A 22,585-nucleotide genomic window follows, 5' to 3' on the forward strand; every position below is an offset into this window, starting at 1 on the left:
GGTCCCCGCTCAGGGTTCGGTGACGTTCGCGATCAGGTCGTCGAGACTGATGTTCAACAGCGGGTGTTTGCCCGACAGCCCGGAGACCAGCGTGACGAAGTCGACGCTCGGCGCGTGGAGCTGCTCCGGGTCGACGACCTCCTGTGCGAGGTCGTAGTAGTACTCCTTGTACTTGGTCCGGTCGTAGAAGCGCTCGACGAAGTTACGGATCTCGTCGAAGAACGCACGGTAGTTCCCGGCGTACCGGTCGAGCGCCTTCTCCTCGATGGCCGGGTGTTCCAGGACCTGGTGGACCACTTTGGACAGTGAGCTGCCCGCCAGCGTCGCGAGCGCGACACCGGTGGAGAACAGCGGGTCGACGAACGCGGCGGCGTCACCGACGAGCACCCAGCCGTCGCCGTAGAAGGTTTCGTTGGTGTAGGACCAGTCCCGCGCCGTCCGGTATCCCGCGTGCTGACGGGCGTTGGCCAGCAGTCCCTTGAGCCTGGTGGTCTTGTCCCGCTCGCTCAGGAAGAGCTGTTCCAGCGACTGGTCGTCCGCGTTGGCGAGGTCCGACTTGGTCACGTAGCCGACACTCATCGTGCCCTTGTCGATCGGGATGCCCCAGAACCATCCGTCGGCGGTGCCTTCGATGAGGATGTTGGTCCACTCGTCACCGGGCAGCCGGTCGCAGTTGTCGTAGTAGGTCCAGACCGCGACGTTGCGGAGCTCGTTGTGCCAGGTGATGTCGCTGAACTTCCGGCCGATCACGCGGGACTGGCCGGACGCGTCGACGACCAGCGAGGCGCTGGCCTCGTAGTCGCCCGCCGAACCGCGCAGGGCGAACCGGACGCCGGTGACCCGGCCGGTGTCGGACTGGAGTACGTCCTTGACCGTCGTCTCCTCCACGACGTACGCGCCGAGTTCGCGGGCGCGGTCGAGGATCAGCGTGTCCAGGTCGGCGCGGCGGGTGTGGTAGGCGTACGTGCCCTCCGCGGCCTTCATGAACGAGAAGTTCCATGGCACGTCCCGGTTCCCCCACACCAGGCTGCCGCCGTATTTGCGTTCGAAGCCGCGGGCCTCCATACGTTCGAGCAGGTCGAGTTCCTGCAGCGGGCGCATCCCGACCGGGATCAGCGATTCGCCGATGTGGTAGCGGGGAAACCGTTCGCGCTCGAGGACGAGGACCGTGCGCCCCTCCTTCGCGAGGAGACCGGCGCAGGTCGCGCCCGCCGGGCCGCCACCGATGACGATGACGTCGAACCGCTCGGGCATACCGTGAAGCGTGGCTGACATGAGGACCCTTTCCCTAGGCCGGTGGAGGAGTGGCAGCGCTCACGCGCGCCGGATGCCGATCTGCGGCTCATAGCTCAGGTACAGCCCGTTGATCGCCTTTTCGGGCTTCTCCGGCGCCTGCTTGTGCTCGTGGACGCGGTTGAGGTTGTCCAGCGGGTTGTGCTTGCCGCTCTCCTCGCCGAGCAGGTGACCCTGGATCCGGCGGTAGACGTCCTCGGTGTCCTCGAGATCGGCGATGCCGGTGACGAACCGGTCGAACGCGGCCTGCACGTCCATTCCCGCCCAGTCCTTTTCGGACAGTTGCTGTGCCCGGAAGAAATGGTGTTCCTTGCCGCGGTAGCTCTCGTAGAAGGTGGACACCAGCACCAGCAGCCGCTCGTAGGCGCGGCGGTACACGACCTCGTAGAAGTCCCAGGCCTCGGGTTCGCCGATCTCGCCGCGGATGACGCTGCTGATCGCGGCGGTGCCGATCAATGCGCTGTAGGTGCCCAGGTGTACGCCGGTCGACAGCAGGGGGTCGAGGAAGCAGGCGGCGTCGCCGGCGAGCAGGTAGCCGGGGCCCTGGAACTGCTCGGCCGCGTACGAATAGTCCTGCTCCACCTTGACCTCGGTGACCTGCTCGGCCTCGACCAGCAGCTGCTGTATCGCCGGACAGTCGCCGATCGCCTTGTGGTACACCGGATCCACGCCGCCGAGTTCGTTGCGCGCGGCGTTGAACGAGTCCCGGCCGGTGACCAGCCCGACGCTCATCGTGCCGTCGGGCAGCGGGATTCCCCAGAACCAGCCGTCGCCGACCGAGGCGACGGTGATCGCGCCACGCGGCCCGCGGTCGAGTTCCTTCGCGTCCTTCCAGTACGACCAGGCGGCGACGTTGCGGAACACGTTGTGGAACTTGCGGTTCTTCAGGTACTTGGTGGCCATCACGCCGCCGCGGCCGGAGGCGTCGACGAGGTAGTCGAACTCGATCCGGCCGGCGTTGGCCGGGTTCTTCGCCTCGGCCCAGTGCGCCGCGACCGGGCGATCGCCGTCGAAGTCGAGCTTCTTCACCGCGATGCCCTCGTGGACCTCGACGCCGACCTCGCGCGCGTGGTCGAGCAGGATCTTGTCGAAGTCGGCGCGGATGACCTGCCACGCGCTGGTGCTGCCGTCACGGCCGTGCGGCCGGAAGCGCACCTCCCACTCTTCGGGTCCCCAGAAGTAGTAGGCGCCGCCCTTGGGCTGGAACCCGGCCGCGGCGATCTTGTCCCAGACGCCGAGGCGTTCGAGGATCGGGCGGCACGAGGGCAGCAGCGATTCGCCGATGTGGTAGCGCGGGAAATGTTCCCGCTCGAGAAGGGTGACTTCGAATCCCTCTTTGGCCAGAAGCCCGGCAGCGGTGGAACCCGCCGGTCCGCCGCCGATCACGAGGATCCGGGTCTTTGCGCGCATGACACCTCTCCAACTACGCCGACAGCCGGAATTACTTGATCGACGCTAACAACCGGGAATGGAGAGCCGCTCGAGAACACGTTGCCGCACAACGCTTTGGGAAGCAGCAGTCGAAGAGACGCCGCCCGGCCGCGGGCGGACGACGATTCTTCACGTGTCGGACTCCGACGGCCCGGCCGACTACCCTATTGGAGGAATCCCGCGATGGGCGAATACCTTGGCGAACGCGCCGTCGTGCTCGGCGGCGGCATGGCCGGCCTGCTGACCGCCCGCGTACTTTCGGAACGTTACCGCTCCGTCGTGATCGTCGAGCGTGACACGATCGTCGGCGTCGCCGGGACCCGCCGCGGCGTGCCGCAGGCGCATCACGCGCACGCGCTGCTCGCCCGCGGCCAGCAGATCCTCGAAGACCTCTTTCCCGGCCTGCAAGCGGAGCTGACCGACAACGGTATCCCCAGCGGCGACCTCTCCGGCAGCCTGCGCTGGTACTTCAACGGCAAACGCCTGCGGCAGAAGAACTCCGGGCTGCTCAGTGTGTCCGCGACCCGCCCGGAGCTCGAAGAGCACGTCCGGGCACGCGTCGTCGCGTTGCCGAACGTGGAGGTCCGCGAGCGCACGGTGATCCAGTCGCCGGTCGCCACCGACGACCACTCGCGGGTCGTCGGTGTGCGGGTGACCGGCGACGACGCCGAACCCGAGACGATCCTCGCCGACCTGCTCGTCGACGCCACCGGCCGCGGCAGCCGTTCGTCGGTGTGGCTGGAGGAACTCGGCTACGAGCGGCCTGCCGAAGAGAAGATCAAGATCGATCTCGCCTACACCTCACGGCTGTTCGAGCTGGACACCGACCCGTTCGGCGACGACCTGGCGATCAACCCGGTCGCCTCGCCCGCGAACCCGCGCGGCGCCTTCTTCGTGAACCTGCCGGGGAACGTCGCCCTGCTGTCGCAGACCGGCCTGCTCGGCGACCACCCGCCGCGTGACGCCGAGGGTTTCCTCCAGTTCGCCAAGACGCTGGACGCGCCTGAGATCTACCAGGCCGTCCGCACCGCGAAGCCGATCAGCGAGATCACCAGCTTCAAGGTGCCCGCCAGCGTCCGCCGCCGGTTCGACAAGCTGCGCCGCTTCCCCGAAGGCATGCTGGTGATCGGGGACGGCGTCTGCGCGTTCAACCCGGTGTACGGCCAGGGCATGACGGTCGCGGCCATGGAGGCCGCCCAGCTGGCCACGCATCTCGACGCCGGTGGCGTGCGGCCGCTGCGGTTCTTCAAGGAGATCAGCCCGATCATCGACGTGCCGTGGGACATCTCGGCGGGTGGCGACCTCGCGTTCCCCGGTGTCGAGGGCCCACGCCCGCTGAAGGTCAAGATGGGCAACGCGTACATGGCGAAGCTGCACTCCGCGGCGACCGTCGACGGCCGGTTCACCGAGGCGTTCTTCCGGGCCGCGGGCCTGGTCGACCCGCCGACCGCGCTGATGCGGCCGAGTCTCGTGGTCGGCGTGCTGCGCACCGCACGGCGCGTCAAGACGGCCGAACCTCTCGCCCCCACCGCCACGATCGGCCAGGCTCCGCCCTCGTCCGGCGACCTCGCGGCCTGAGCACCAAGGAGCCATGGTCATGAACGAACCCGTCGGCAAACGCGCGGTGGTGATCGGCGGCAGCGTCGCCGGCACCCTGGCGGCGAGAGTGCTTTCCGAGTTCTACCGCGAAGTCGTGGTCGTGGACCGCGACGAGGTGCTCGGTGTGGACAAACCGCGGCGCGGGACCCCGCACACCTGGCACGCGCACGGATTGCACGCGCGCGGCTACTTCATCCTCGAAGAGCTCTTCCCGAACCTGCTCGACGACCTGCGGGACTCCGGCGTCCCGGTCGGCGATCTCGCGCGGATGAAGTGGTACTTCAACGGGAAGCAGGTCATGCCCGCCGACAGCGGGCTGCCGTCGATCACCGCGTTGCGCCCGGTGCTGGAGCATCATCTGCGGCTGCGCACGGCGGCTCTGCCGAACGTCACCTATCGCGAACGCACCGACGTCCACGGCCTGCTCGCCACGCGTGAGGGCAAGCGGATCATCGGGGTCCGCGTGCAGGCGAGGGACGGCTCGCCGGAGGAACGCCTCGGCGCGGACCTGGTCGTCGACGCCTCCGGACGAGGTACGCGCACGCCGGTCTGGCTGGAGGAACTGGGCTTCGAACGGCCGGCCGAGGAGCGCGTGAAGGTCGGGCTGGCCTACACCACCCGGATGTTCCGCAAGCGGCCGGAGATGTTCGGCGGCTGGCAGTCGATCAACCCGGTCGCCTCGCCCGCGCATCCGCGGGGCGCGTTCTTCGGGCAGGTCAACGAAGACGAGTGCATCCTTTCGCTGACCGGCATCCTCGGCGACCATCCGCCGACCGACGCACGCGGCTATCTCGACTACGTGAAGTCGTTGCCCGCCAAGGAGATCTACGAAGCGGTGAAGGACGCGCAACCGCTGATCGAGCCGGTGACGTTCAAGTTCCCGGCGAGCCTGCGGCGGCGGTACGAACGGCTCAAGCGGTTCCCGGAGCGGCTGTTCGTGCTCGGCGACGCGTTCTGCAGCTTCAACCCGGTGTACGGCCAGGGCATGACGGTCGCGTCGATGGAGGCGATCGCGCTGCGCGAACACCTCCGCCGCCGGTCCGAACCGGACTCGCGGCGATTCCTGCGCGAGATCGGCAAAGTCGTCAACGACCCGTGGGACATTTCGACCAGCGGCGACCTGGACTTCCCCGGCGTGGAGGGAAAGCGGACGCTCAAGGTCAAGATGGGCAACGCGTACATGGCGAAGGTCCAGTACGCGGCGACGATCGACCCTGACATCACGGCGGCGTTCATGCGGGTGGCCGGGCTGGTCGACCCGCCGACCGCGCTGATGAAGCCGGGCATCGTGCGCAAGGTGCTGCGGGCCAACCGGCGGCGTCCCGCGCCGGAGGCGACGGTGACGGAACTGCCCCGCCCGGGCAGCGAGTCGCGCGCGGCGTGACCTTGCCCTAGCGCGCGAACGGCGATCTCGCGTGACTGGATGGACGACTCGCGTGATCAGACGGCCGACTCGCGTGATTGTGCGGCCGACACGCGCACGGTCGCGAGTCGGCCGCCCAATCACGCGAGTCGTCCATCCAGTCACGTGTGTCGTCCATCGGATCACGCGTGTCGTCCGATCGGTCACGCGAAAACGCCGGTTCGGTACGGGTGGCCGTGAATGTTTTTCCTCCTCCGCAACAATCGAGATGCGTCATTCGGCCCATCCGGCCGATCATTGAGGTGTCGATGACCATTTCCCTGGCGGTGGGAGAGGAATTCATGAGCAGGTTCAAGAAGGTCATGATCGCGCTGGCCGCGGTCGCGGCGGTGGTACTGCTGGGGGGCGCGGCGGCGGGAACCTCCGCGAATACGAGCTGGAGACATTCCGACGCGGCGCTCGCACGTTCGCTGCAGGGCGGATTCGAAAGCGCTCACGCCGACGTCAACGGCGTCCGGTTGCATTATGTCGCCGGCGGTTCCGGCAGTCCGGTGGTCCTGCTGCCGGGCTGGCCGCAGACGTGGTGGGCGTTCCACAAGGTGATGCCGGCGCTGGCCGCGAACCACCGGGTGATCGCCGTCGACCTCCGTGGGATGGGCGGATCGTCGAAGCCGCAGGCGGGCTACGACAAGGAGACGATGGCCGCCGACATCCACGCGCTGCTCGCCAAGCTCGGGTACGCCAAGGCGGATATCGTCGGCCACGACATCGGTGCGATGGTCGCGCACAGCTACGGGATCAAATACCCGCAGGCGGTCGGGAAACTGGCGCTGATGGACGTGGTCGCACCCGACAAGAGCCTCTATCAGCTGCCGTTGCTGCCCAGTGGGCCCGGCCAGTTCTCGCCGTGGTGGTGGACGTTCAACCAGTTGCAGGGCCTGCCGGAGCAGCTCGTCTCCGGTCGCTCGCGGTACCTGGTGGACGCGATGATCGACCAGCTTTCGGTGGCGCCGTCGGCGGTGAGCGATTTCGACCGGAACGTGTACGCGCGGGCCTACCACACGCGTGAGGCCGTCCGGGCCGGGAACGGCTGGTACCGGACGCTCAACCAGGACATCGCGGCCGGATCGTCGTACGGGAAGCTGACCATGCCGGTGCTCGGTCTCGCAGGTGAGTTCAATTATCAGTACTTCACCCAGGTGATGCCGGCCAAGGCGGCCGATCCGCAGGTGGTCAAGATCGCCGGGGCCGGGCATTACCTTTCCGAGGAACAGCCGGCTCAGGTCATCGGCGCGCTGCAGAAGTTCCTTGGCTGAATCCTTCGGAGGCAGTATTGAAGGCGTCCCGGCTGACTCTCCGGTGGGATTCTGCGAAAAGGAAAAGTCCTGGAATTCCCAGCCTATCGGGCAAAGGTGGCTAAAATGAAGGTTGGTGTTACCGGTGGCACCGGGTTCATCGGGCAGTACGTCTGCGAGGAACTCGCCGCGAGAGGACACACGCCGGTCGTGTTCGACCATCGTGGCGAGGGGGACGGCGGGCCGTGGGAGGTCATGCTGGGCGACATCCGTGACGCGACGGCACTGACCGAGCTCGCCGCGCATTGCGACGGGATCATCCACCTGGCCGCCGTGCTGGGCACCCAGGAGACGATCACCAATCCGCGCCCCGCGGTGGAGACCAACGTCATGGGCGGCCTGAACTTCCTCGAGGCCGTCGCCCAGTACGACCTGCCCGGCGTGTACATCTGCGTCGGCAACCACTGGATGAACAACAGTTACTCGATTTCGAAGACCACGGTCGAGCGGTTCGTCCGTATGTTCAACGCCGACCGCGGCACCCGCGTGAACTGCGTCCGCGCGGTCAACGCCTACGGCCCGCGCCAGAAGGCCGCGCCGCCGTTCGCCGCGGGCAAGGTCCGCAAGATCACCCCGGCGCTGGTCTGCCGGGCGCTGTCCGGCATCCCGGTGGAGCTCTACGGCGGTGGACGGCAGATCTCGGACATGGTGTGGGTCGGCGACGTCGCCCGCACCCTGGTGTCCTCTTTGGAGGTCGCCGCCGAGGGGCGGGTGCTGGAGAACACGGTCGAGATCGGGCCCGCCGACTCGGTGACGATCCGCGAGGTCGCGGAGCTGGTCATCGGCCTGTGCGAGCAGCGCGGCTATCCGCGCGTCGGCATCACCGACCTGCCCATGCGCCCGGGCGAGACACCGAACACCCCGGTCACGGCCGACGTTTCGACGCTGCTTTCCGTCGGCATCGAGCCGGAATCGCTGGTCACGCTGGAGGAGGGCATGACGAAGACGGTGGACTGGTACCTCGAGCACCGCGGCACCGCCTGGGACGTCCCCCCGGCCGGCCTCCGCGCGGCCTAGGTCCCACGCGCTGCGCGGTGGGCCGGTGGCCGTTCCGTGAAGGCCTCCTTGAGAGACCCAGAGTCCCTCAAGGAGGCCTTCACGGACTTCGGGGCGGGCGCGAACGAGAGCAAGGGACCTTTGCTATCGCCTCCCGTGCCTGCGGCTCGGGTGCTCGGGCCGCCAGCCGCCGGTGTCGTAAGGCCGCGCGCGTGCAATGAAAGGCTCCTTACTTGCAAATTTTGCAAGTAAGGAGCCTTTCATTGCATCAGCGGGCGAGAGGACGGGGTCACCGGAGCAAGCAAGGGACCTTTGCTATCGCCTGCGGCCCGACCAAGTACATGAAGGCCCCCTTCCTTGCGCCAGGCGCAAGGAAGGGGGCCTTCATGTACCGCTAAGGCTTGTGGGCCTTCAGGATCAGCGAGACGCCCCGGCGCGAGCGCGTCGGGAGGTACCGCTCAACCGTGACGATCGCGGTCAGGGCGCGGTTGACCAGCCAGGGCGTGTGCTCGTTGAGCTCGTTCCCGCGGGCCGAACGCCGCCGCAGCGCCACCACCGGCCGGAGCAGGACGTTCCAGCTCCACAGCTCGTCGACGACGAAGCCGGCGTCCTCGACGACCTTCCGCAGCGAAGCCCGGTCGTAGCGGCGCACGTGATGCACCGCGACGTCGTGCGCCGACCACAGGTCCATTCCGGACGGGACGCTGATCAGCGCGGAGCCGCCGGGCCGCAGCACCCGGAACAGTTCCGCCGCGGCCTGGTCGTCTTCCTGGATGTGCTCGAGGATTTCGAACGCCACCACCAGATCGAACGACGAAGACGGCAGGGGCAGGTCACGGGCGTCGGCGTGGATCGCGTCGAGACCGCGTGAGCGCGCGATTTCGACGGCGTTCTCGTCGTAGTCCGTGGCGACGACGTCCCAGCCGCGCGAGCGCAGCACCCGTGTGTTGCCGCCGCCCGCCGCGCCGATGTCGAGCGCGCGGCCGGGCGGGCCGAGCCGGTTCAGCTCGTCGGCGAGCAGGTGCCGCTTTTCCCGGAACCACCAGTGGCGGTCCTCCATCTCGGTGATGCGCGTGACGTCCGCCGTCTTCACCGGCGCTCCTTCCGGTGCTGGGCGAAGACCCAGCGGTCGAGGGCCACGAACCGCACCAGCGTCATCAGTCCGTAGGCGACGATGAGCACGAGCAGTTCGACGACCGGCCCGGAGCCCGGGGCGATCAGGTGCAGCCCGGTCACGGCCATCGTGGTCAGCAGATACGTGGTGGCGAACAGGATCGCGGCGCGGGTGTGCAATCCGAGCCGGTGCCCGCCGCCGCGGTTGAACGTCCAGCGCCGGTTCGCCTCGGTGTTGGCCACCCCGACGAGCACGAGCGCGACCAGGTTCGCCCCCGCCGGCGTCAGCGGTACCCGCAAGGGGAGGTACAGGAGCGTGTAGAGCACTGTCGAGATGACACCGATGACCGCGAACCCCAGGAATTTCGCCAAGGTCGCGGCCCGCGGTTCGGCGAGCACGGCGTCGGGATGGGTGGCGCGCAACTGCGGGATCTCCGGCACGTTCACCCGTCCTTTCCCGGCGGCGATCGCCCGGCCCACGCGGACCAGGCCCTTCAGGTTCCCCATCGCGGTCTGCGTGACCTTGACCCGCGAATCGACGTCCTCGACCCAGTCCAGCGGCACCTCGTGCACCCGCAGACCGTTGTGCTCGGCCAGCATCAGCATTTCGGTGTCGAAGAACCAGTGGTCGTCCTCGACCGCTTCCAGCAGCCCGGCCACGGCGTCGCGCCTGGCCGCCTTGAAGCCGGCGGACGTGTCGGTGCTGCGCAGCCCGAACACATGCCGCGTGATCGCGTTGTAGGTGCGGGAGACGATCTCGCGTTTGAGGCTGCGGCGGATCCGCGACCCGCGGCCGAGCCGGGTCCCGATGGTGATCTCGCAGTGCCCGCTGACCAGTGGCGCGATCAGGGGGAGCAGGCTCTCCAGGCCGGTCGAGAGGTCGACGTCCATGTAGGCGACGATGTCGGCGGTGCTGGAACCCCACGTCGCCTTGATCGCCGCGCCCCGGCCGCGGACCGGCACCCGCCGCGCGGAGATGCGCGGGTTCCGTTCGGCCAGTTCGGTGGCGATCTCCCAGGTCCGGTCGGTGCTGCCGTTGTCGGCGATGGTGATCGACCAGTGAAACGGGAAGCCGTCGTCGAGGAACGCGCTCAGCGTGGTGATGCAGCCGTGCAGGGCACGTTCCTCGTCGAGCACCGGGATGACGATCTCGACGGTCGCCGTCGTGCGGCTTCCCGGGGCGAGGCGGGGTGCCGCGGTGAGTTCAGCCGTCATCGGGCATCACGCTCCCGGTTTGCAGTCGAACAGGGCGGAGGTGAAGCCCATCCACGGGTTCGCGGTGTAGGCGGGCGGCGGGACGCGGGTGCAGTTGCGCACCACCCAGTCCTTACGGGCGAGCGCGGTCGGGCTGTCGTAGGCGAATCCGCCGAACAGCACGAACCTCACCTGCCCACTTTGGACGGCTTCGGCGAGACCGGCGGCGGTCGGCATCGGCATGGTGCCGACGAAGCCGCCCATCGGCATCACGGACAGGCCCGCCCGGATGTAGGGCGAGGCGCCGGTGCCGCCGAAGGTCGCCAGGTCGAAACGCTCGCCGCGGTCGTTGGCCTTGAGGAAACCGAGGAGCTTCTGATCGGCGTCCGACGGCATCATCTGGAACATGATCGGCGGGGGCAACGGCATGGCCTGCCCACCGCTCGCGCCGGGCTTCGGGCCGCCCGCCATGAACTTCGTCAGGTCGATGCCGGTGGAGAGCGCGTTCGGATTCGGTCCCGCGAGCGGGTTGAAGTTCTGGAACATCGCCGTACGCGGATCCGACGGCGGCTGGAAGGTGGGCGCCGCCCAGGCGACCGGCCCGGCCAGCAGCGCGACCCCGGCCACGGCCCCGGTCACGACGGCGAACTTTCCCGTGCGGCGCAGGAGGACCAGCGCCGCGGCGAGGACGGCCGCGACCGCGACGACAGGCCGCAGCCACGGCACGTAGTCGCCGGAACGGCTCATCAGCACGAACGCCCAGGCGCCGGTGGCGAGCAGCCCGACCGGCAACACCCACGGGTGACGGCGGGTCGTCCAGGCGAAGTGCAGGCCCACGCCGCCGATCGCGGCGATGGCCGGTGCCAGGATGCTCGTGTAGTACGGGTGGATGCTCTGCGAGAAGCTGAGCGCGCCGGCGAAGAGGACGAGCCAGCCGCCCCACAGCAGCCAGCCCGCGCGCCGCGTGTCGGTGCGCGGAGCGCGGCCCGCGGCGACCAGGCCGACGACGAGCAGCAGCAGCGCCAGCGGCAGCAGCCACGAGATCTGGCCGCCGATCAGGTCGTTGAACAGCCGGAACACGCCGGTGTCGCCGCCCTGGTCCACCGGCGTGACCTTGCCGTCGGGCAGGACGGGCAGTTCGGCCGAGTTCCCCGCCTTCGCGGCGTCCGTGCGGTCGAAGAGGTTGTAGGACCAGACCATCTGCCACACCGAGTTCGAGGTGCTGCCGTCCATGTACGGGCGGGAACCCGCGGGAGTGAACGAGACGATGAGCATCCAGATCGACGACACCGCGGCGGTGACCGCACCGGCGCCGAGCAGGTGCAGCACCCGGCGTCCCGCCGAAGCCGGCGCGGCGACGAGGTAGACGATGCCGAGCACCGGCAGGATGGCCAGCGCCATGGCGAGCTTGATGTGGAAGCCGACTCCGACGAGCACGGCGGTCAGCAGCAGCCAGCGCGGCGACGCCTTCTCCAGCGCCCGCCAGAAGGCGTAGGTCGCGACGAGCAGCGTCAGGATCAGCGTCGAGTCGGGCAGGTTGACCCGGGTGGCCGCGACCGTGATCGGCGTCGCGGCGAGCAGGACGGCGGCCAGTGCCGCCGGCGCGTGCCCGGCCCAGCGGCGCACGAGCACGAACAGGACGTACACCGAGACACCGCCCGCGATGACGCCGGGTAGCAGCAGCGCCCACGTCTCGTAGCCGAAGACGCGGACGGAGAGCGCTTGCAACCAGAGCGCGCCGGGTGCCTTGTCGACACTCATGAACCCCGCGGGATCGTAAGCGCCGTAAAGGAAGTTGTGCCAGTTCTGGGACATGCTCCGTACCGCGGCGGCGTAGGCGTAGTGTGCGGCGTTCCCGCCGATACCCCACCCGTAGGCGATGCCGGCGACGAGCGCGCTCAGGACGGCGATGCGTTTGGCCGCCAGTGCGGACAACCCCGTCTTGGTCTTCTTCTTCGGCGTCCGCGCGGGCGGGGCAGCGCCCCTCGGCGGGGTGCTCGTGACCGGGGTGCCTAGGTCTTGGGACACGTTCTACTCCCTTCCCAGGAATAGGAGATGACGCGGCTCACGGACGTGAGATACGCACCGCGAATTCGTGATCGTCTCCGAAAGTGTCGCACCGCGGTTTCGGCCGCGTCTTATCCCAGCCTGCGCGTTTGCCGTCCGCGTTCACCGGCGAAGTGTCCTTTGAGGACAATTGTCAGCGAAGCCGGACGGGAAGCGATTCGAGGCCGTGCATCACCATGCTGACGCGCCAGCGGAGACTTTCCGCGGGAACGGCCTCGCGCAGCTTCGGGAACCGCGTGAGCAGGGCGGCGAGCGCGATTCCGCCTTCGAGCCTGGCCATCGGCGCGCCGAGACAGTGGTGGATGCCGTGGCCGAAGGCGAGCTGCGGATTGTCCGCGCGGTCGAGCTCCAGTGTGTCCGCGCCGGGGAACCGGGCGGGGTCGCGGTTCGCGGCCAGCAGCGACACGATGACCAGCGACCGTGCCGGGATCGTCACGCCGCCGAGTTCGACTTTCTCGGTGGAGTAGCGCATCGCCGCGTGCACCGGGCTTTCGTAGCGCAGGAACTCCTCGACCGCGGCGGGCATCCCGTCCGGATTCTCTCGCAACGCGGCGAGCTGTGCCGGGTTCTCGAGCAGGGCGAGAGTGGCGTTGCCGATGAGGTGCACGGTGGTCTCGTGCCCGGCGATGAGCAGGAGGAAGACCATCGACGTCAGCTCGTGCTCCGTCAGCCGATCTTCGCCGTCGTGCACCGAGACGAGCGCCGAAAGCAGGTCCGTGCCGGGGTTCTCACGCTTCTCGGCGAGGAGTTTCCTGACATAGCGCAGCATTTCGGCGGCCGCCGCGTCGAGTTCGTCGACGGGGAGCGCGCTGGCGGTGAGAATCTCGGTCCAGCCGTGGAAGGCGCCTGCCTCGTCCTCTGGCACACCGAGCATTTCGGTGAGGACGCGGATCGGCAGCGGCAGCGCGAGCGCCTTGATCAGGTCGACCTCGTCGAAGTCGGCCACGGCGTCGAGGAGTTCCGCTGTGATGGCTTCGATCCTGGGGCGGAGCTGGGCGATCCGGCGCACGGTGAACGCGGCGGACACCAGCTTTCGGAGGCGGGTGTGATCCGGCGGGTCGAGGTTCAGCATATGCGTGTTCATGCCGAGCCGGACGTCCTCGGACAGCCCGCGCCGGTCGCCGACGACGCCGGTGCGCCCGCTCAGCCCCGGATGCGCGAGGGCCTGGCGGACTTCGGCGTAGCCGCTGACCAGCCAGCCGCTGGTGCCGGAGGAGAGCGTGATCCTCCGGACCGGGCCGGTTTCGCGCGACGCGGTATAGGCGGCGTGCCTTTCTGGCGCGCCACCGAACAGGAAATCGGAGCTGGAAGAGGTCACTGAATCAGGTTCCCGCGCGCGCACTCGAGCCTTCTTCTCCTGGCTTGCCCGCAGCATATGAATTACGCATGAAGCGCGCGAGTTTATTGCACGTTTTTTCTTGCGGCCTACTCGAAAACTGCTCGAAGAAATCGTTGACGATCTAGGTTCGATGATCGTAACGTTGTTACCAGGACGCCGGGGGGTAACGGAACCCGCGCCTGGTGAAGTCGGAAAATCCCTGTCAATGAATCGGAGTGATTACTGTGTCCGCAAAGCTTGTCGCCAAGTTCGCCGGTTCCGCCATCGCCGCTCTCGGCCTCCTGGCCGTCGTCGCCCCTGGCGCCTCCGCCGCGGCGGCCGTCACGGTCACGCCGTCGTCGGGGCTCTCGGACGGTGCCGTGGTCCAGGTGGTCGGAACCGGCCTGACGCCGGGCGGTACCTATCGCGTCGGCGAGTGCGCCCAGGACGCGGTGGGGCAGTTCCCTTGCAGCCCTTCGCAGCAGTCGCTGGTCGCTGACGCGACCGGGAAGATCTCGGCCTCGGTCACCGTGCAGAAGAACTTCACCGGCGTGCTGCCCGACGGCAGCAGCTACGGTGCGGTGGACTGCGACGCCATCACCTGCGTCGTCGGCCTCGGTGACGCCGCCGGCAACGGTGGCGGCGTGGTCATCAGCTTCAGCTGACGCTCGCGGCCGGACCAAAACGGCGGTGGAGGAATTGGGACGTCGCGTGTCCCAATTCCTCCACCGTCGAGTAAGAGGATAGCGCACGTGAAAGTACCTGGCTTGGAGCCGTAACTCACGTGTTTACAGCCGTAACTCGCGTGATTGGAGCCGTAACTCACGTGTTACAGCCGGAATTCACAGTACGGACCAGCTTCGGCGAGTTACGGCTTTAATCACGTGAGTTACGGCCTTAATCACGCGTGATACGTCTCTGATCACGTGAGTTCCGTGTCTGGACACGCGAGTCGCGTCAAAGGTCACCGAAGACGCGAGCTCAGAGCGTCTCCGCGAGCAGCCCGCGTTTCCGCAGCAGCGGCATGACGCCTTCGCCGAAGGTATAGGCCTCTTCGAGGTGTGGCTGAGCGGACAGAATCAGGTGGTCGAGTCCGAGGGCGTGGTATTCCTCGATCCGTTCGGCCACTTCTTCGTGGCTGCCCACCAAGGCCGTGCCGACGCCGGGACGCACCAGGCCGTAGCCCGCCCACACGTTGGGGTGGATCTCCAGCGAGTCGGTGCTGCCGGAGTGCAGCGCCGCCATCCGCCGCTGGCCCTCGGATTCGGTGGCGGCGAACCGTTCCTGCGCCTGCCGGATCCGGGCCGGGTCCATCCCGGCGAGGAGCTGGTCGGCCACCTTCCACGCTTCGGCCGAGGTGTCCCGGCTGATCACGTGGAATCGCGTGCCGAATCGCAACGAGCGACCCAAGGTCTCCGCTCGCGCACGCGACCGTTCGAGGTGCGAGGCCATCGCCGCGGGCGTTTCGCCCCACATCAACAGTACGTCCGCCTGCGCGGCCGCGACTTCCAGCGCGGCCGACGAAGAACCGCCGAGGAACAACGTCGGCCGCACCGCGTGCGGGCGGGCGACCATGCCGGCCTTCAACGTGTAATGCGTGCCGGTGAAGTCGAACCGCGAACCCGGCCAGGCCTGGCGGAAGACGTCCATGAACTCGCCGGTGCGCGCGTACCGCTGGTCGTGGTCGAGCCAGTCGCCGTAGCGGCGCTGCTCGTCGGGGTCGCCGCCGGTCACGATGTTCAGCAGCAGCCGCGAATCGGAGACGCGCTGGAACGTCGCCGCGGTCTGGGCGGCCAGCAGCGGTGAGACGAAGCCCGGCCGCATCGCGATCATGAACTTCACCGACCGCGTCACGCCCACCAGCGCCGACGCCACGACCCACGGGTCCTCACAGAACAACCCGAACGGCGTGAGCATCCCGGTGAACCCGAAGCGGTCGGCGGCGAGCGCGACCTGGGTCAGGTATTCGATGTCCGGTTCGCGCCGGGCGCCGGGTGCCGTGACACCGTCGGCGGTCTTCGCCACTTCCCGCCCGTCGCCGTGTGACGGCAGGAACCAGTGCAGTTGCAGGCTCATGAGTGCTCCCCGAACAGTGAGTGCGCGATCGCTTCCAACGGTCCCGAGGCGAGTTCCGCCTCCAGCCACAACGCGCGCCGGAACCAGCGGTGCAGCGGGAATTCCCAGGTGACGCCCATGCCGCCGCAGACCTGGATCGCGGTCTCGCAGACGGTGACCGCAGCGCGGCTCGCGGCGTGCGCGGCGCACGCGACGGCCTCCGCGGAGAGGGCTTCGCCTGCCGCGGCGCGGTAGGCCAGCGAACGCGCGAGCTCGACCTCGGCGTAGCCATCGGCGAGCTGCTGGCTCACCGCCTGGAAGGAACCGATGGGCCGGTCGAACTGGGTCCGTGCCTTCGCGTGCTCGACGGCGATCGCCAACGCCCGGTCCGCGACGCCGATGGCCTCGCCCGCGAGCAGGGTCGTCGCCCTGCCGCGGATCGCGGTGAGCAGCGGCGCGGCGGCAGTCGGCCCGATCAGCAGCCGTCCCTCGGCTCCGGCCAGCGCGATGTCCGACGTCGCCCGAAGCGGGTCGACGCCGTCGCGCGCGGACAGCGAGGCGGCAGCCGGGTCGATGCCGAACAGCGCCACCCCGGCCGGGGTGCGGGCGGCGACCAGGATCTCCGTGGCGACGTCGGCGTGCAGGACGGCCTGCACCGCGCCGTCCAGCCGCCAGCCTTTGTCGCGACGTGCCGCTCGACAGGTGTCGCCGCCGTCGGCCAACGTCGCGGGGCCAGGCGGTTCGACCCCCGCGGCCCGGTACACCGGCAGCGCGAGCCCGGCCGTGGCGAACCAGGGCACCGGGTGCAGCGCGCGGCCGCCCTCTTCGGCCAGTAGGACGAACTCCGCCAGGCCGAGGTCCGCGTCCAGCCAGCCCTGCCGGACCAGTTCGGGCCACGCGGCGAGATCCTGCTCGCCGTCGTCGGCCAGCGCCGCGATCCGATCGAGGCCGTACGTGTCCTCGAGATAGGTGCGGGCGGCGGCCTTGAGCCCGGTCTGGTCCTCGGTCAGCGCGAAGTCCATCGATGCTCCCTCACTGCCTTGGTGAACCCGCGTCCGCGATCGACGTCGGCAGGCCGCGGCTTGGTCTTCCACCTCACGACGGTCAACAGGGCGCCCTGCCACCGCGATAGCGGGGCCTTCGGCCGGGCGGGTTCACGCGTTCGGTCACTTCTCTCGTCCATCTTCAGCTCCGCCAACCGGTGCTCCCTAACGTGATTTCGGCAGGCCGAGGACCCGCTCCGCGACGATGCCGCGCAGGATTTCCGACGTTCCGCCCTCGATGCTGTTGGCCCGGCTGCGCAACCGCTGGTGCTGCCAGTAGCCGCCCCAGAAGGCGTCGGTCCCGTCCGCCGCCGCGCCCGCGCCGAGCAGCCGCAGCGCGAGCGCGCTCACCCGCTGATTCGCCTGCGACCAGCGCAGTTTCAGGATCGAGCTCTCCGGTCCCGGTTCGCCGGTCCGTTCCATCGCGGCCAGCGCGCGGTATCCGGTGAAGCGCAGGCCCTGCAGATCGACGTAGAGCTCGGCGATCTCGGCGCGGACCCGCGGGTCGGTGTCGCCTCCGCACGCCTTGGCGGTCTTGACCAGCCTGTCGAGCTGGACGGCCAGCCGCGCGGTGAGCGTGATGCCGAACGTGCCGCGTTCGTGCGCGAGGGTGGTCAGCGCGACGCGCCAGCCCTGTCCCGGTTCGCCGAGCACACAGTCGTCGGGGATTTCGACACCGGTCACCAGGATCTGGTTGAAATCGGTGTCGCCGGACAATTGACGCAGCGGCCGCACCTCGACACCGGGTGCGCGCATGTCGAGCAGGAAACAGGTCAGCCCGCGGTGTTTGGCCGCGTCCGGGTCCGTGCGGGCGAGCAGCAGACAATGGTCGGCCAAATGGGCGTAGGAGGACCACACCTTTTCACCGTCGACGACATAGCCGCCGTCGACGCGGCGGGCGCGGGTGCGCACCGATGCGAGGTCCGAGCCGGCGTCCGGTTCGGAGAAGCCCTGGCAGAAGATCGTTTCCCCGGAAAGGATGCGGGGGAGATGGGTGGCCTTCTGCGCGTCCGTTCCATAGTGGACGATCGCGGGGCCGACCATGCCGAGCCCGATCACCCCGGCGTGGTCCGGCGCCTCGGCCAACGCGCTCTCTTCGGCGTAGATCGCTTGATAAGCAGGGGAAAGCCCTCGTCCGCCGTGTTCGGCCGGCCAGGTCAGCCCCGCGTATCCGGCCGCGTGCAGCGCCTTGCTCCAGGCACGCAATTCGTCGGCGGCCCAAGCACGAGGCGCGCTCGGCGTGCTTTCGGGTAACTGTCCGGCGAGCCAGGCTTTGAGGCCCGCCCGGAATGCCGCCTGATCTTCGCTGTCGTCCAGCCGCATGTACGCACCATAACCAGCGTCGATGATCGTGAGGGGCCGCGCGAGCGATTCCCGCAACTATGGAGAACCGCTGGTCGGCTCCGCAATCCGTGAGACGTTCGCCCGCCGAGGGCCGCACCACGATGGGGAAGCCGGGCACCCCGTCCGGTGGAGAGGCAGGTACCCGCCCGTGGCCGCGCTGAACGACCGGACCCCGGTCATCGTCTCCGCCGTCCGCACCCCGCTCGGCAAACGCGGTGGGGTGCTCGCCGAGCTGAAGGCCGTCGAGCTGATGCGGCACGTCCAGCTGGAGGTCATCGCCCGCGCCGGTATCGAGCCCGGCGACGTCGACCAGATCATCGGCGGCTGCGTGACCCAGTCCGGCGAGCAGAGCCTCAATGTCACCCGCAACGCCTGGCTCAACTCCGGTTTCGACCCTGCCGTCGGATGCTCCACAGTGGACGTCTCTTGTGGATCGGCACAGCAGGCGAACCATCTGATCTCCGCGTTGATCGCCGCGGACGCGATCGACACCGGGATCGCCTGCGGCGTCGAGTCGATGAGCAGGGTGCCGATCGGCACGAACCTCTACCAGGGCCCCGGGCACTACAAGACGCGGGACTATCCGTGGGACGACCCGCCGAAGGCCCAGTTCGGTGGCGCCGAGCGGATCGCCGCGCGCGAGGGCATCGGGCGCGCGGACGCCGACGACTACGGTCTCCTCTCCCAGCAGCGCGCGGCCCGTGCGTGGCAGGAGGGCCGATTCGACCGTGAAGTCTCCCCTGTCGGCACGGTCATCCGCGACGAGGGCATCCGCGAAACCACCCGCGAGGGGCTCGCCGCGTTGCGGCCGAACATCGAGGGCGCGGTGCACACCGCCGGTTCGACGTCACAGATCTCCGATGGGGCCGCCGCCATTCTCTGGATGTCGTATGGGAAAGCCCGCGCGCTCGGCCTGACGCCGCGCGCGAGGCTGGTCGGCCAGGTCGTCACCGGCGCCGATCCCTACTACCTGCTCGACGGTCCCGTGGTCGCCACCGAACGAGTGCTGCGCCGGACCGGACGGCGACTGTCCGATGTGGACATCTGCGAGGTGAACGAGGCCTTCGCCGGCGTGGTGCTGAACTGGGCCAAGGCGCACGGCGCGGACATCGACCGCGTCAACGTCAACGGCGGCGCCATCGCGCTCGGTCACCCGCTGGGCGCGACCGGGACCCGCCTGCTCGTGACGGCACTGCACGAACTCGAACGCACCGGCACCTCGACCGCACTGATCACCATGTGCTGTGGCGGTTCGCTCGGCACGGCCTCACTGCTGGAAAGGCTTTGACCATGCGCGAAGAGGAGTTCTTCCGCCGGGCACGGGCAGGTTCGGCCGGCCCGCTGGAGGGTGTGCGCGTCCTGGACGTGACCAAGGTCTGGTCCGGTCCGCTCGCCACCTGCGTGATGGCGGACATGGGGGCCGACGTGGTCCGGATCGAACTCGCCGACGGCCACGACGGCGAGGTGCCGCCGAACATCCCCGGCACCGGGCTGTCGTGGTTCCGGGAAACCGTGCACCGCAACAAACGCAGTGCCGGGCTGGACCTGCGCGTCGACACCGACCGCACGCGCTTCCTGGAACTCGTGGCGCACGCGGACATCGTGGTCGAGAACTACAAACCCGGCACGCTGGACGGCTGGGGCGCCGGGTACGAGGCCTGCCGGGCGGCACGCGAGGACGTCGTGTTCGTGTCCGTGTCCGGATTCGGGCAGTACGGCCCGAAATCGCATCTGCCCGCCTACGACCCCGCGATCCAGGCCGCGGCCGGGTGGATGTCGCTCAACGGCCTGCCCGAGGGGCCGCCGGTGCGTGCTCCGACGTTCCTCGCCGACGAGCTGGCAGGCCTGCACGCGGCGATCGGCGCGCTCGCCGCGCTGGCGCACCGGAACCGGACCGGCGAAGGTCAGCACGTCGACGTGTCCATGGTGGACTGCCTGCTCGCCAGCAGCAGTGGCCTGCCGACCCTCGCCGCGACCGGTGCCCCGCCGCCGAGGGTCGGCAACGAGACCGATTTCGTCGTGCCCGCCAATGTCTACGAATGCGCCGACGGCCATTTGTATCTCGCCGTCGCGATCAACCGGCATTGGCGCGCACTCGCCGAGATCATCGGCAGACCGGAACTCGGTCTCGCCGACGGTTTCCGCACGGCCGCCGAACGGATGACCAACCGCGACGCGATCAACACGATGATCTCCGGCTGGTGCGCGGGACGTCCGCTCGCCGAAGCGCTCGACGTGCTGAACGGCCGCGGGCTCGTCGCCGCACCGGTGCGCACGCTCACCGAAGCCGTCGCCGACGAGCACGTCCAGGCGCGGGCGATGCTTCAGGAAACGGTGCTGAGCAATGGCACCACCGCGCCTATCGTCGGGCCGGCGGTGAAATTCTCCCGTACTCCGACGAAGGTCCGCCACGGTGCGCCGCGGCCGGGCGCGGACACCGCCGAAGTACTCGCGGAGCTCGCGGCAAACGATGAGAAGAATAGTTTGCGCCGCGCTTCTTAAAATGGAAACAAATTGTGCTGGAAAACGAGGAGGCGTCGTGGCGGAGCACCACCGGGCCCTGGTCACCGGGGCTTCACGAGGGATCGGCCGGGCCGTGGCGCTGCGGCTGGCCCAGGAGGGCTACGCCGTCGCGGGTTGTTTTTCGAAAGCGAGCGCCGCGTCGGAAGAAACCGAAGAGGACATCGCCGCCGTCGGTGTGCCCTCGTATTTCGCGGAATGCGACGTCGCCGATTCCGAAGCGGTCGAGCGGTTCGTCAAGGACGCCGAGGAGAAGCTCGGCCCGATCGATCTGCTGATCAACAACGCCGGGATCACCAAGGACAGCCCGCTGGTGCTCGCCAGCGCCGAGGACTGGCACGCGGTACTGGCCACGAACCTCACCGGCACCTGGAACTTCTGCCGCACCATGGCCTTCCGATTCATGAAGAACCGCGGTGGCGTCGTGGTCAACATGTCCTCGGTCGCCGGCGTCCACGGCCACGCGGGCCAGACCGCCTACTCCGCCAGCAAGGCCGGGATCATCGGCTTCAGCAAGTCGCTGGCCAAGGAGGTCGCCGGGCACGGTGTCCGGGTCAACGTCGTCGCCCCCGGTTTCATCGAGACCGACATGACCGGTTCCCTCGGCGAAAAGCAGCGCGCCAAGGCGCTCACGCAGATCCCGGCCAAGCGGTTCGGCACCGGCGAGGACGTCGCCGAACTGGTCGCGTTCCTGGTGTCCGACCGCGCCTCCTACATCACCGGACAGGTACTGCAGATCGACGGGGGGATCACGCTGTGACTCCGATCCCCGCCTACGCCGCACCGTTGCGGGCGGTCGACACGCTGGACGTCCGGCGGCACGGGGACGATCTGGAGCTCGTCGCCCGGATCACCGTGGACGGCAAGGAACCCAATCTGCGCGGGCATTTCCCCGGCCAGGCCGTGTACCCCGGCGTCTTCGTCATCGAGACGCTGGAGCAGGCGATGCGGGAGGCCGCGAACGCCCGGTTGCGTACCGTCCGCTCGGTCCGGTTCCTGGCGCCGCTGCTCGACGGCGACCTCATGGTGCTCACGGCCACCGCGAAGCGCATCCGGGACGGCTGGGAAGTCATCGGTAGGGCCGTGCTCGGCGAGACGACGACGGCCAAGGTCCGCGCCACCTTCGAGGAGGACGCGGAATGACCGAGCACCACGACATCCGGATCCTGCTGCCGCAGCGGTATCCGCTGCTGCTGGTGGACCGGGTGCTGGACCTGGTCCCCGGCGAGTCGATCGTCACGATCAAGGCGGTCACCGGCACCGAGCCGTGCTACGCGGGGATTCCCGACGGAGCATCGGCGAGCCGGTACGACTACCCGAAGTCGCTGATGATCGAGTCGTTCGGGCAGAGCGCCGCGCTCCTCTGGCTCGACGGCCGCGCGCCGGTCGAGGACGACGACTCGACGTTGATGTTCATCGGTGCCCGTGACTACCACTTCACGGCCGCCGCCCGCCCTGGTGACGTGCTGCGCCACGAGGTCCGCCTGGAATCGGTACTGGCCGACACGGCCTTCGCCACCGGCCGGACCTGGGTCGGTGATCGCCTGATCGCCACCGTCACCACCTTGACCGCGACGCGGCGCCCTGTGCGGCCCGCGGCGTGAGAACCGCACGCGGACAACGAAACCGGAGGATCGTCATGACGCAGACCGACACCCAGCTCGAGGAGCTCCGCGAGCTGGTCGCCGAGGTGCTCGAGCTCGAGCCCGAGGAACTTGAGGACAACGGGGACTTCATCGACGACTACGAGGCCGATTCCCTGCGTGCCATCGAGATCCTCGCCAGGATCGACAAGCAGTACAAGATCGAGATCCCGCAGGCCGAACTGCCGGAGCTGCGCACGCTCAAGGCGGTCAACGACGCCCTGATCCGGCACTCCGTCAAGAAGGGATGA

General features: G+C 68.7%; 20 protein-coding genes. 11 read left to right on the forward strand and 9 right to left on the reverse strand.

The features are described from left to right. Window positions 1-9: 9 nt before the first annotated feature. Together DL990_RS19825 and DL990_RS19830 are read right to left on the reverse strand one after the other, a co-directional pair. Window positions 10-1,254, reverse strand: coding sequence for an NAD(P)/FAD-dependent oxidoreductase (locus DL990_RS19825; protein WP_233620517.1), 1,245 nt, complete (start codon window positions 1,252-1,254; stop codon window positions 10-12). A 60-nt stretch (window positions 1,255-1,314) separates the two neighbouring features. Then, window positions 1,315-2,703, reverse strand: coding sequence for an NAD(P)/FAD-dependent oxidoreductase (locus DL990_RS19830; RefSeq protein ID WP_125799518.1), 1,389 nt, complete (start codon window positions 2,701-2,703; stop codon window positions 1,315-1,317). Between the two features lie 204 nt (window positions 2,704-2,907). Between DL990_RS19830 and DL990_RS19835 the strand changes: the two genes are divergently transcribed. From DL990_RS19835 to DL990_RS19850, 4 genes are all read left to right on the forward strand, one after another. Continuing rightward, complete coding sequence (locus DL990_RS19835) at window positions 2,908-4,302, forward strand: NAD(P)/FAD-dependent oxidoreductase (RefSeq protein ID WP_125799519.1); 1,395 nt, start codon at window positions 2,908-2,910, stop codon at window positions 4,300-4,302. Window positions 4,303-4,321: 19 nt separating this feature from the next. Beyond that, a complete protein-coding gene (locus DL990_RS19840; protein WP_199746479.1) occupies window positions 4,322-5,707 on the forward strand; it encodes an NAD(P)/FAD-dependent oxidoreductase in 1,386 nt (461 codons plus the stop codon). A 320-nt stretch (window positions 5,708-6,027) separates the two neighbouring features. Beyond that, window positions 6,028-7,002, forward strand: coding sequence for an alpha/beta fold hydrolase (locus DL990_RS19845; protein WP_233598869.1), 975 nt, complete (start codon window positions 6,028-6,030; stop codon window positions 7,000-7,002). 105 nt (window positions 7,003-7,107) lie between these two features. Beyond that, window positions 7,108-8,058 (forward strand): NAD(P)-dependent oxidoreductase, encoded by a 951-nt coding sequence (locus DL990_RS19850; protein WP_125785193.1) that lies wholly within the window; start codon window positions 7,108-7,110, stop codon window positions 8,056-8,058. 373 nt (window positions 8,059-8,431) lie between these two features. Here the strand turns inward: DL990_RS19850 and DL990_RS19855 are convergent, their stop codons facing one another. The 4 genes from DL990_RS19855 to DL990_RS19870 form a co-directional block, all read right to left on the reverse strand. Then, entirely contained in the window at window positions 8,432-9,130 is a 699-nt protein-coding gene (locus DL990_RS19855; protein WP_125785192.1) for a bifunctional 2-polyprenyl-6-hydroxyphenol methylase/3-demethylubiquinol 3-O-methyltransferase UbiG, read from the reverse strand. Continuing rightward, window positions 9,127-10,365 carry a glycosyltransferase gene (locus DL990_RS19860; RefSeq protein WP_125799521.1) on the reverse strand — a complete coding sequence of 413 codons (1,239 nt, stop codon included), beginning with the start codon at window positions 10,363-10,365 and terminating at the stop codon, window positions 9,127-9,129. The genes DL990_RS19855 and DL990_RS19860 overlap by 4 nt, the downstream gene beginning before the upstream one ends. Before the next feature lie 6 nt (window positions 10,366-10,371). Continuing rightward, the gene (locus DL990_RS19865) at window positions 10,372-12,372 is read right to left on the reverse strand and encodes a glycosyltransferase family 39 protein (RefSeq protein ID WP_125799522.1); all 2,001 of its coding nucleotides are present in this window, start codon (window positions 12,370-12,372) and stop codon (window positions 10,372-10,374) included. Between the two features lie 172 nt (window positions 12,373-12,544). Next, window positions 12,545-13,729 carry a cytochrome P450 gene (locus DL990_RS19870; RefSeq protein WP_125799523.1) on the reverse strand — a complete coding sequence of 395 codons (1,185 nt, stop codon included), beginning with the start codon at window positions 13,727-13,729 and terminating at the stop codon, window positions 12,545-12,547. Between the two features lie 245 nt (window positions 13,730-13,974). Between DL990_RS19870 and DL990_RS19875 the strand changes: the two genes are divergently transcribed. After that, window positions 13,975-14,394: an enediyne antibiotic chromoprotein gene (locus tag DL990_RS19875; RefSeq protein WP_125785188.1), complete on the forward strand. Its 420-nt coding sequence runs from the start codon at window positions 13,975-13,977 to the stop codon at window positions 14,392-14,394. A gap of 316 nt (window positions 14,395-14,710) precedes the next feature. On the opposite strand, the gene DL990_RS19880 is transcribed toward DL990_RS19875, so the two are convergent. The 3 genes from DL990_RS19880 to DL990_RS19890 form a co-directional block, all read right to left on the reverse strand. Then, window positions 14,711-15,805 carry an LLM class flavin-dependent oxidoreductase gene (locus tag DL990_RS19880; protein WP_125785186.1) on the reverse strand — a complete coding sequence of 365 codons (1,095 nt, stop codon included), beginning with the start codon at window positions 15,803-15,805 and terminating at the stop codon, window positions 14,711-14,713. Then, window positions 15,802-16,806, reverse strand: a complete 1,005-nt coding sequence (locus DL990_RS19885) for an acyl-CoA dehydrogenase family protein (RefSeq protein WP_125799524.1) — start codon at window positions 16,804-16,806, stop codon at window positions 15,802-15,804. Before DL990_RS19885 ends, DL990_RS19880 begins: the two co-directional genes overlap by 4 nt. Window positions 16,807-16,992: 186 nt before the next feature. Further along, the gene (locus tag DL990_RS19890; protein ID WP_125799525.1) at window positions 16,993-18,150 is read right to left on the reverse strand and encodes an acyl-CoA dehydrogenase family protein; all 1,158 of its coding nucleotides are present in this window, start codon (window positions 18,148-18,150) and stop codon (window positions 16,993-16,995) included. A 169-nt stretch (window positions 18,151-18,319) separates the two neighbouring features. Here DL990_RS19890 and DL990_RS19895 point away from each other — a divergent pair, with 169 nt between their 5' ends. From DL990_RS19895 to DL990_RS19920, 6 genes are read left to right on the forward strand one after another with little or no spacing between them, the layout of a single operon-like run. Continuing rightward, window positions 18,320-19,459, forward strand: a complete 1,140-nt coding sequence (locus tag DL990_RS19895) for a steroid 3-ketoacyl-CoA thiolase (RefSeq protein ID WP_125785183.1) — start codon at window positions 18,320-18,322, stop codon at window positions 19,457-19,459. A gap of 2 nt (window positions 19,460-19,461) precedes the next feature. Continuing rightward, on the forward strand, window positions 19,462-20,673 hold the full coding sequence (locus DL990_RS19900; protein ID WP_125799526.1) for a CaiB/BaiF CoA-transferase family protein: 1,212 nt from the start codon (window positions 19,462-19,464) through the stop codon (window positions 20,671-20,673). 37 nt (window positions 20,674-20,710) lie between these two features. Then, complete coding sequence (gene fabG / locus DL990_RS19905; protein ID WP_125785181.1) at window positions 20,711-21,451, forward strand: 3-oxoacyl-[acyl-carrier-protein] reductase; 741 nt, start codon at window positions 20,711-20,713, stop codon at window positions 21,449-21,451. Continuing rightward, entirely contained in the window at window positions 21,448-21,834 is a 387-nt protein-coding gene (locus DL990_RS19910; RefSeq protein ID WP_125799527.1) for a 3-hydroxyacyl-ACP dehydratase, read from the forward strand. Before fabG ends, DL990_RS19910 begins: the two co-directional genes overlap by 4 nt. Beyond that, a complete protein-coding gene (locus DL990_RS19915; protein WP_125785179.1) occupies window positions 21,831-22,295 on the forward strand; it encodes a 3-hydroxyacyl-ACP dehydratase FabZ family protein in 465 nt (154 codons plus the stop codon). The genes DL990_RS19910 and DL990_RS19915 overlap by 4 nt, the downstream gene beginning before the upstream one ends. A 35-nt stretch (window positions 22,296-22,330) precedes the next feature. Then, complete coding sequence (locus DL990_RS19920) at window positions 22,331-22,585, forward strand: acyl carrier protein (protein ID WP_005155526.1); 255 nt, start codon at window positions 22,331-22,333, stop codon at window positions 22,583-22,585.

This window comes from Amycolatopsis sp. WAC 01416 (assembly GCF_003947485.1).
In the GTDB taxonomy this organism is placed as follows: domain Bacteria; phylum Actinomycetota; class Actinomycetes; order Mycobacteriales; family Pseudonocardiaceae; genus Amycolatopsis.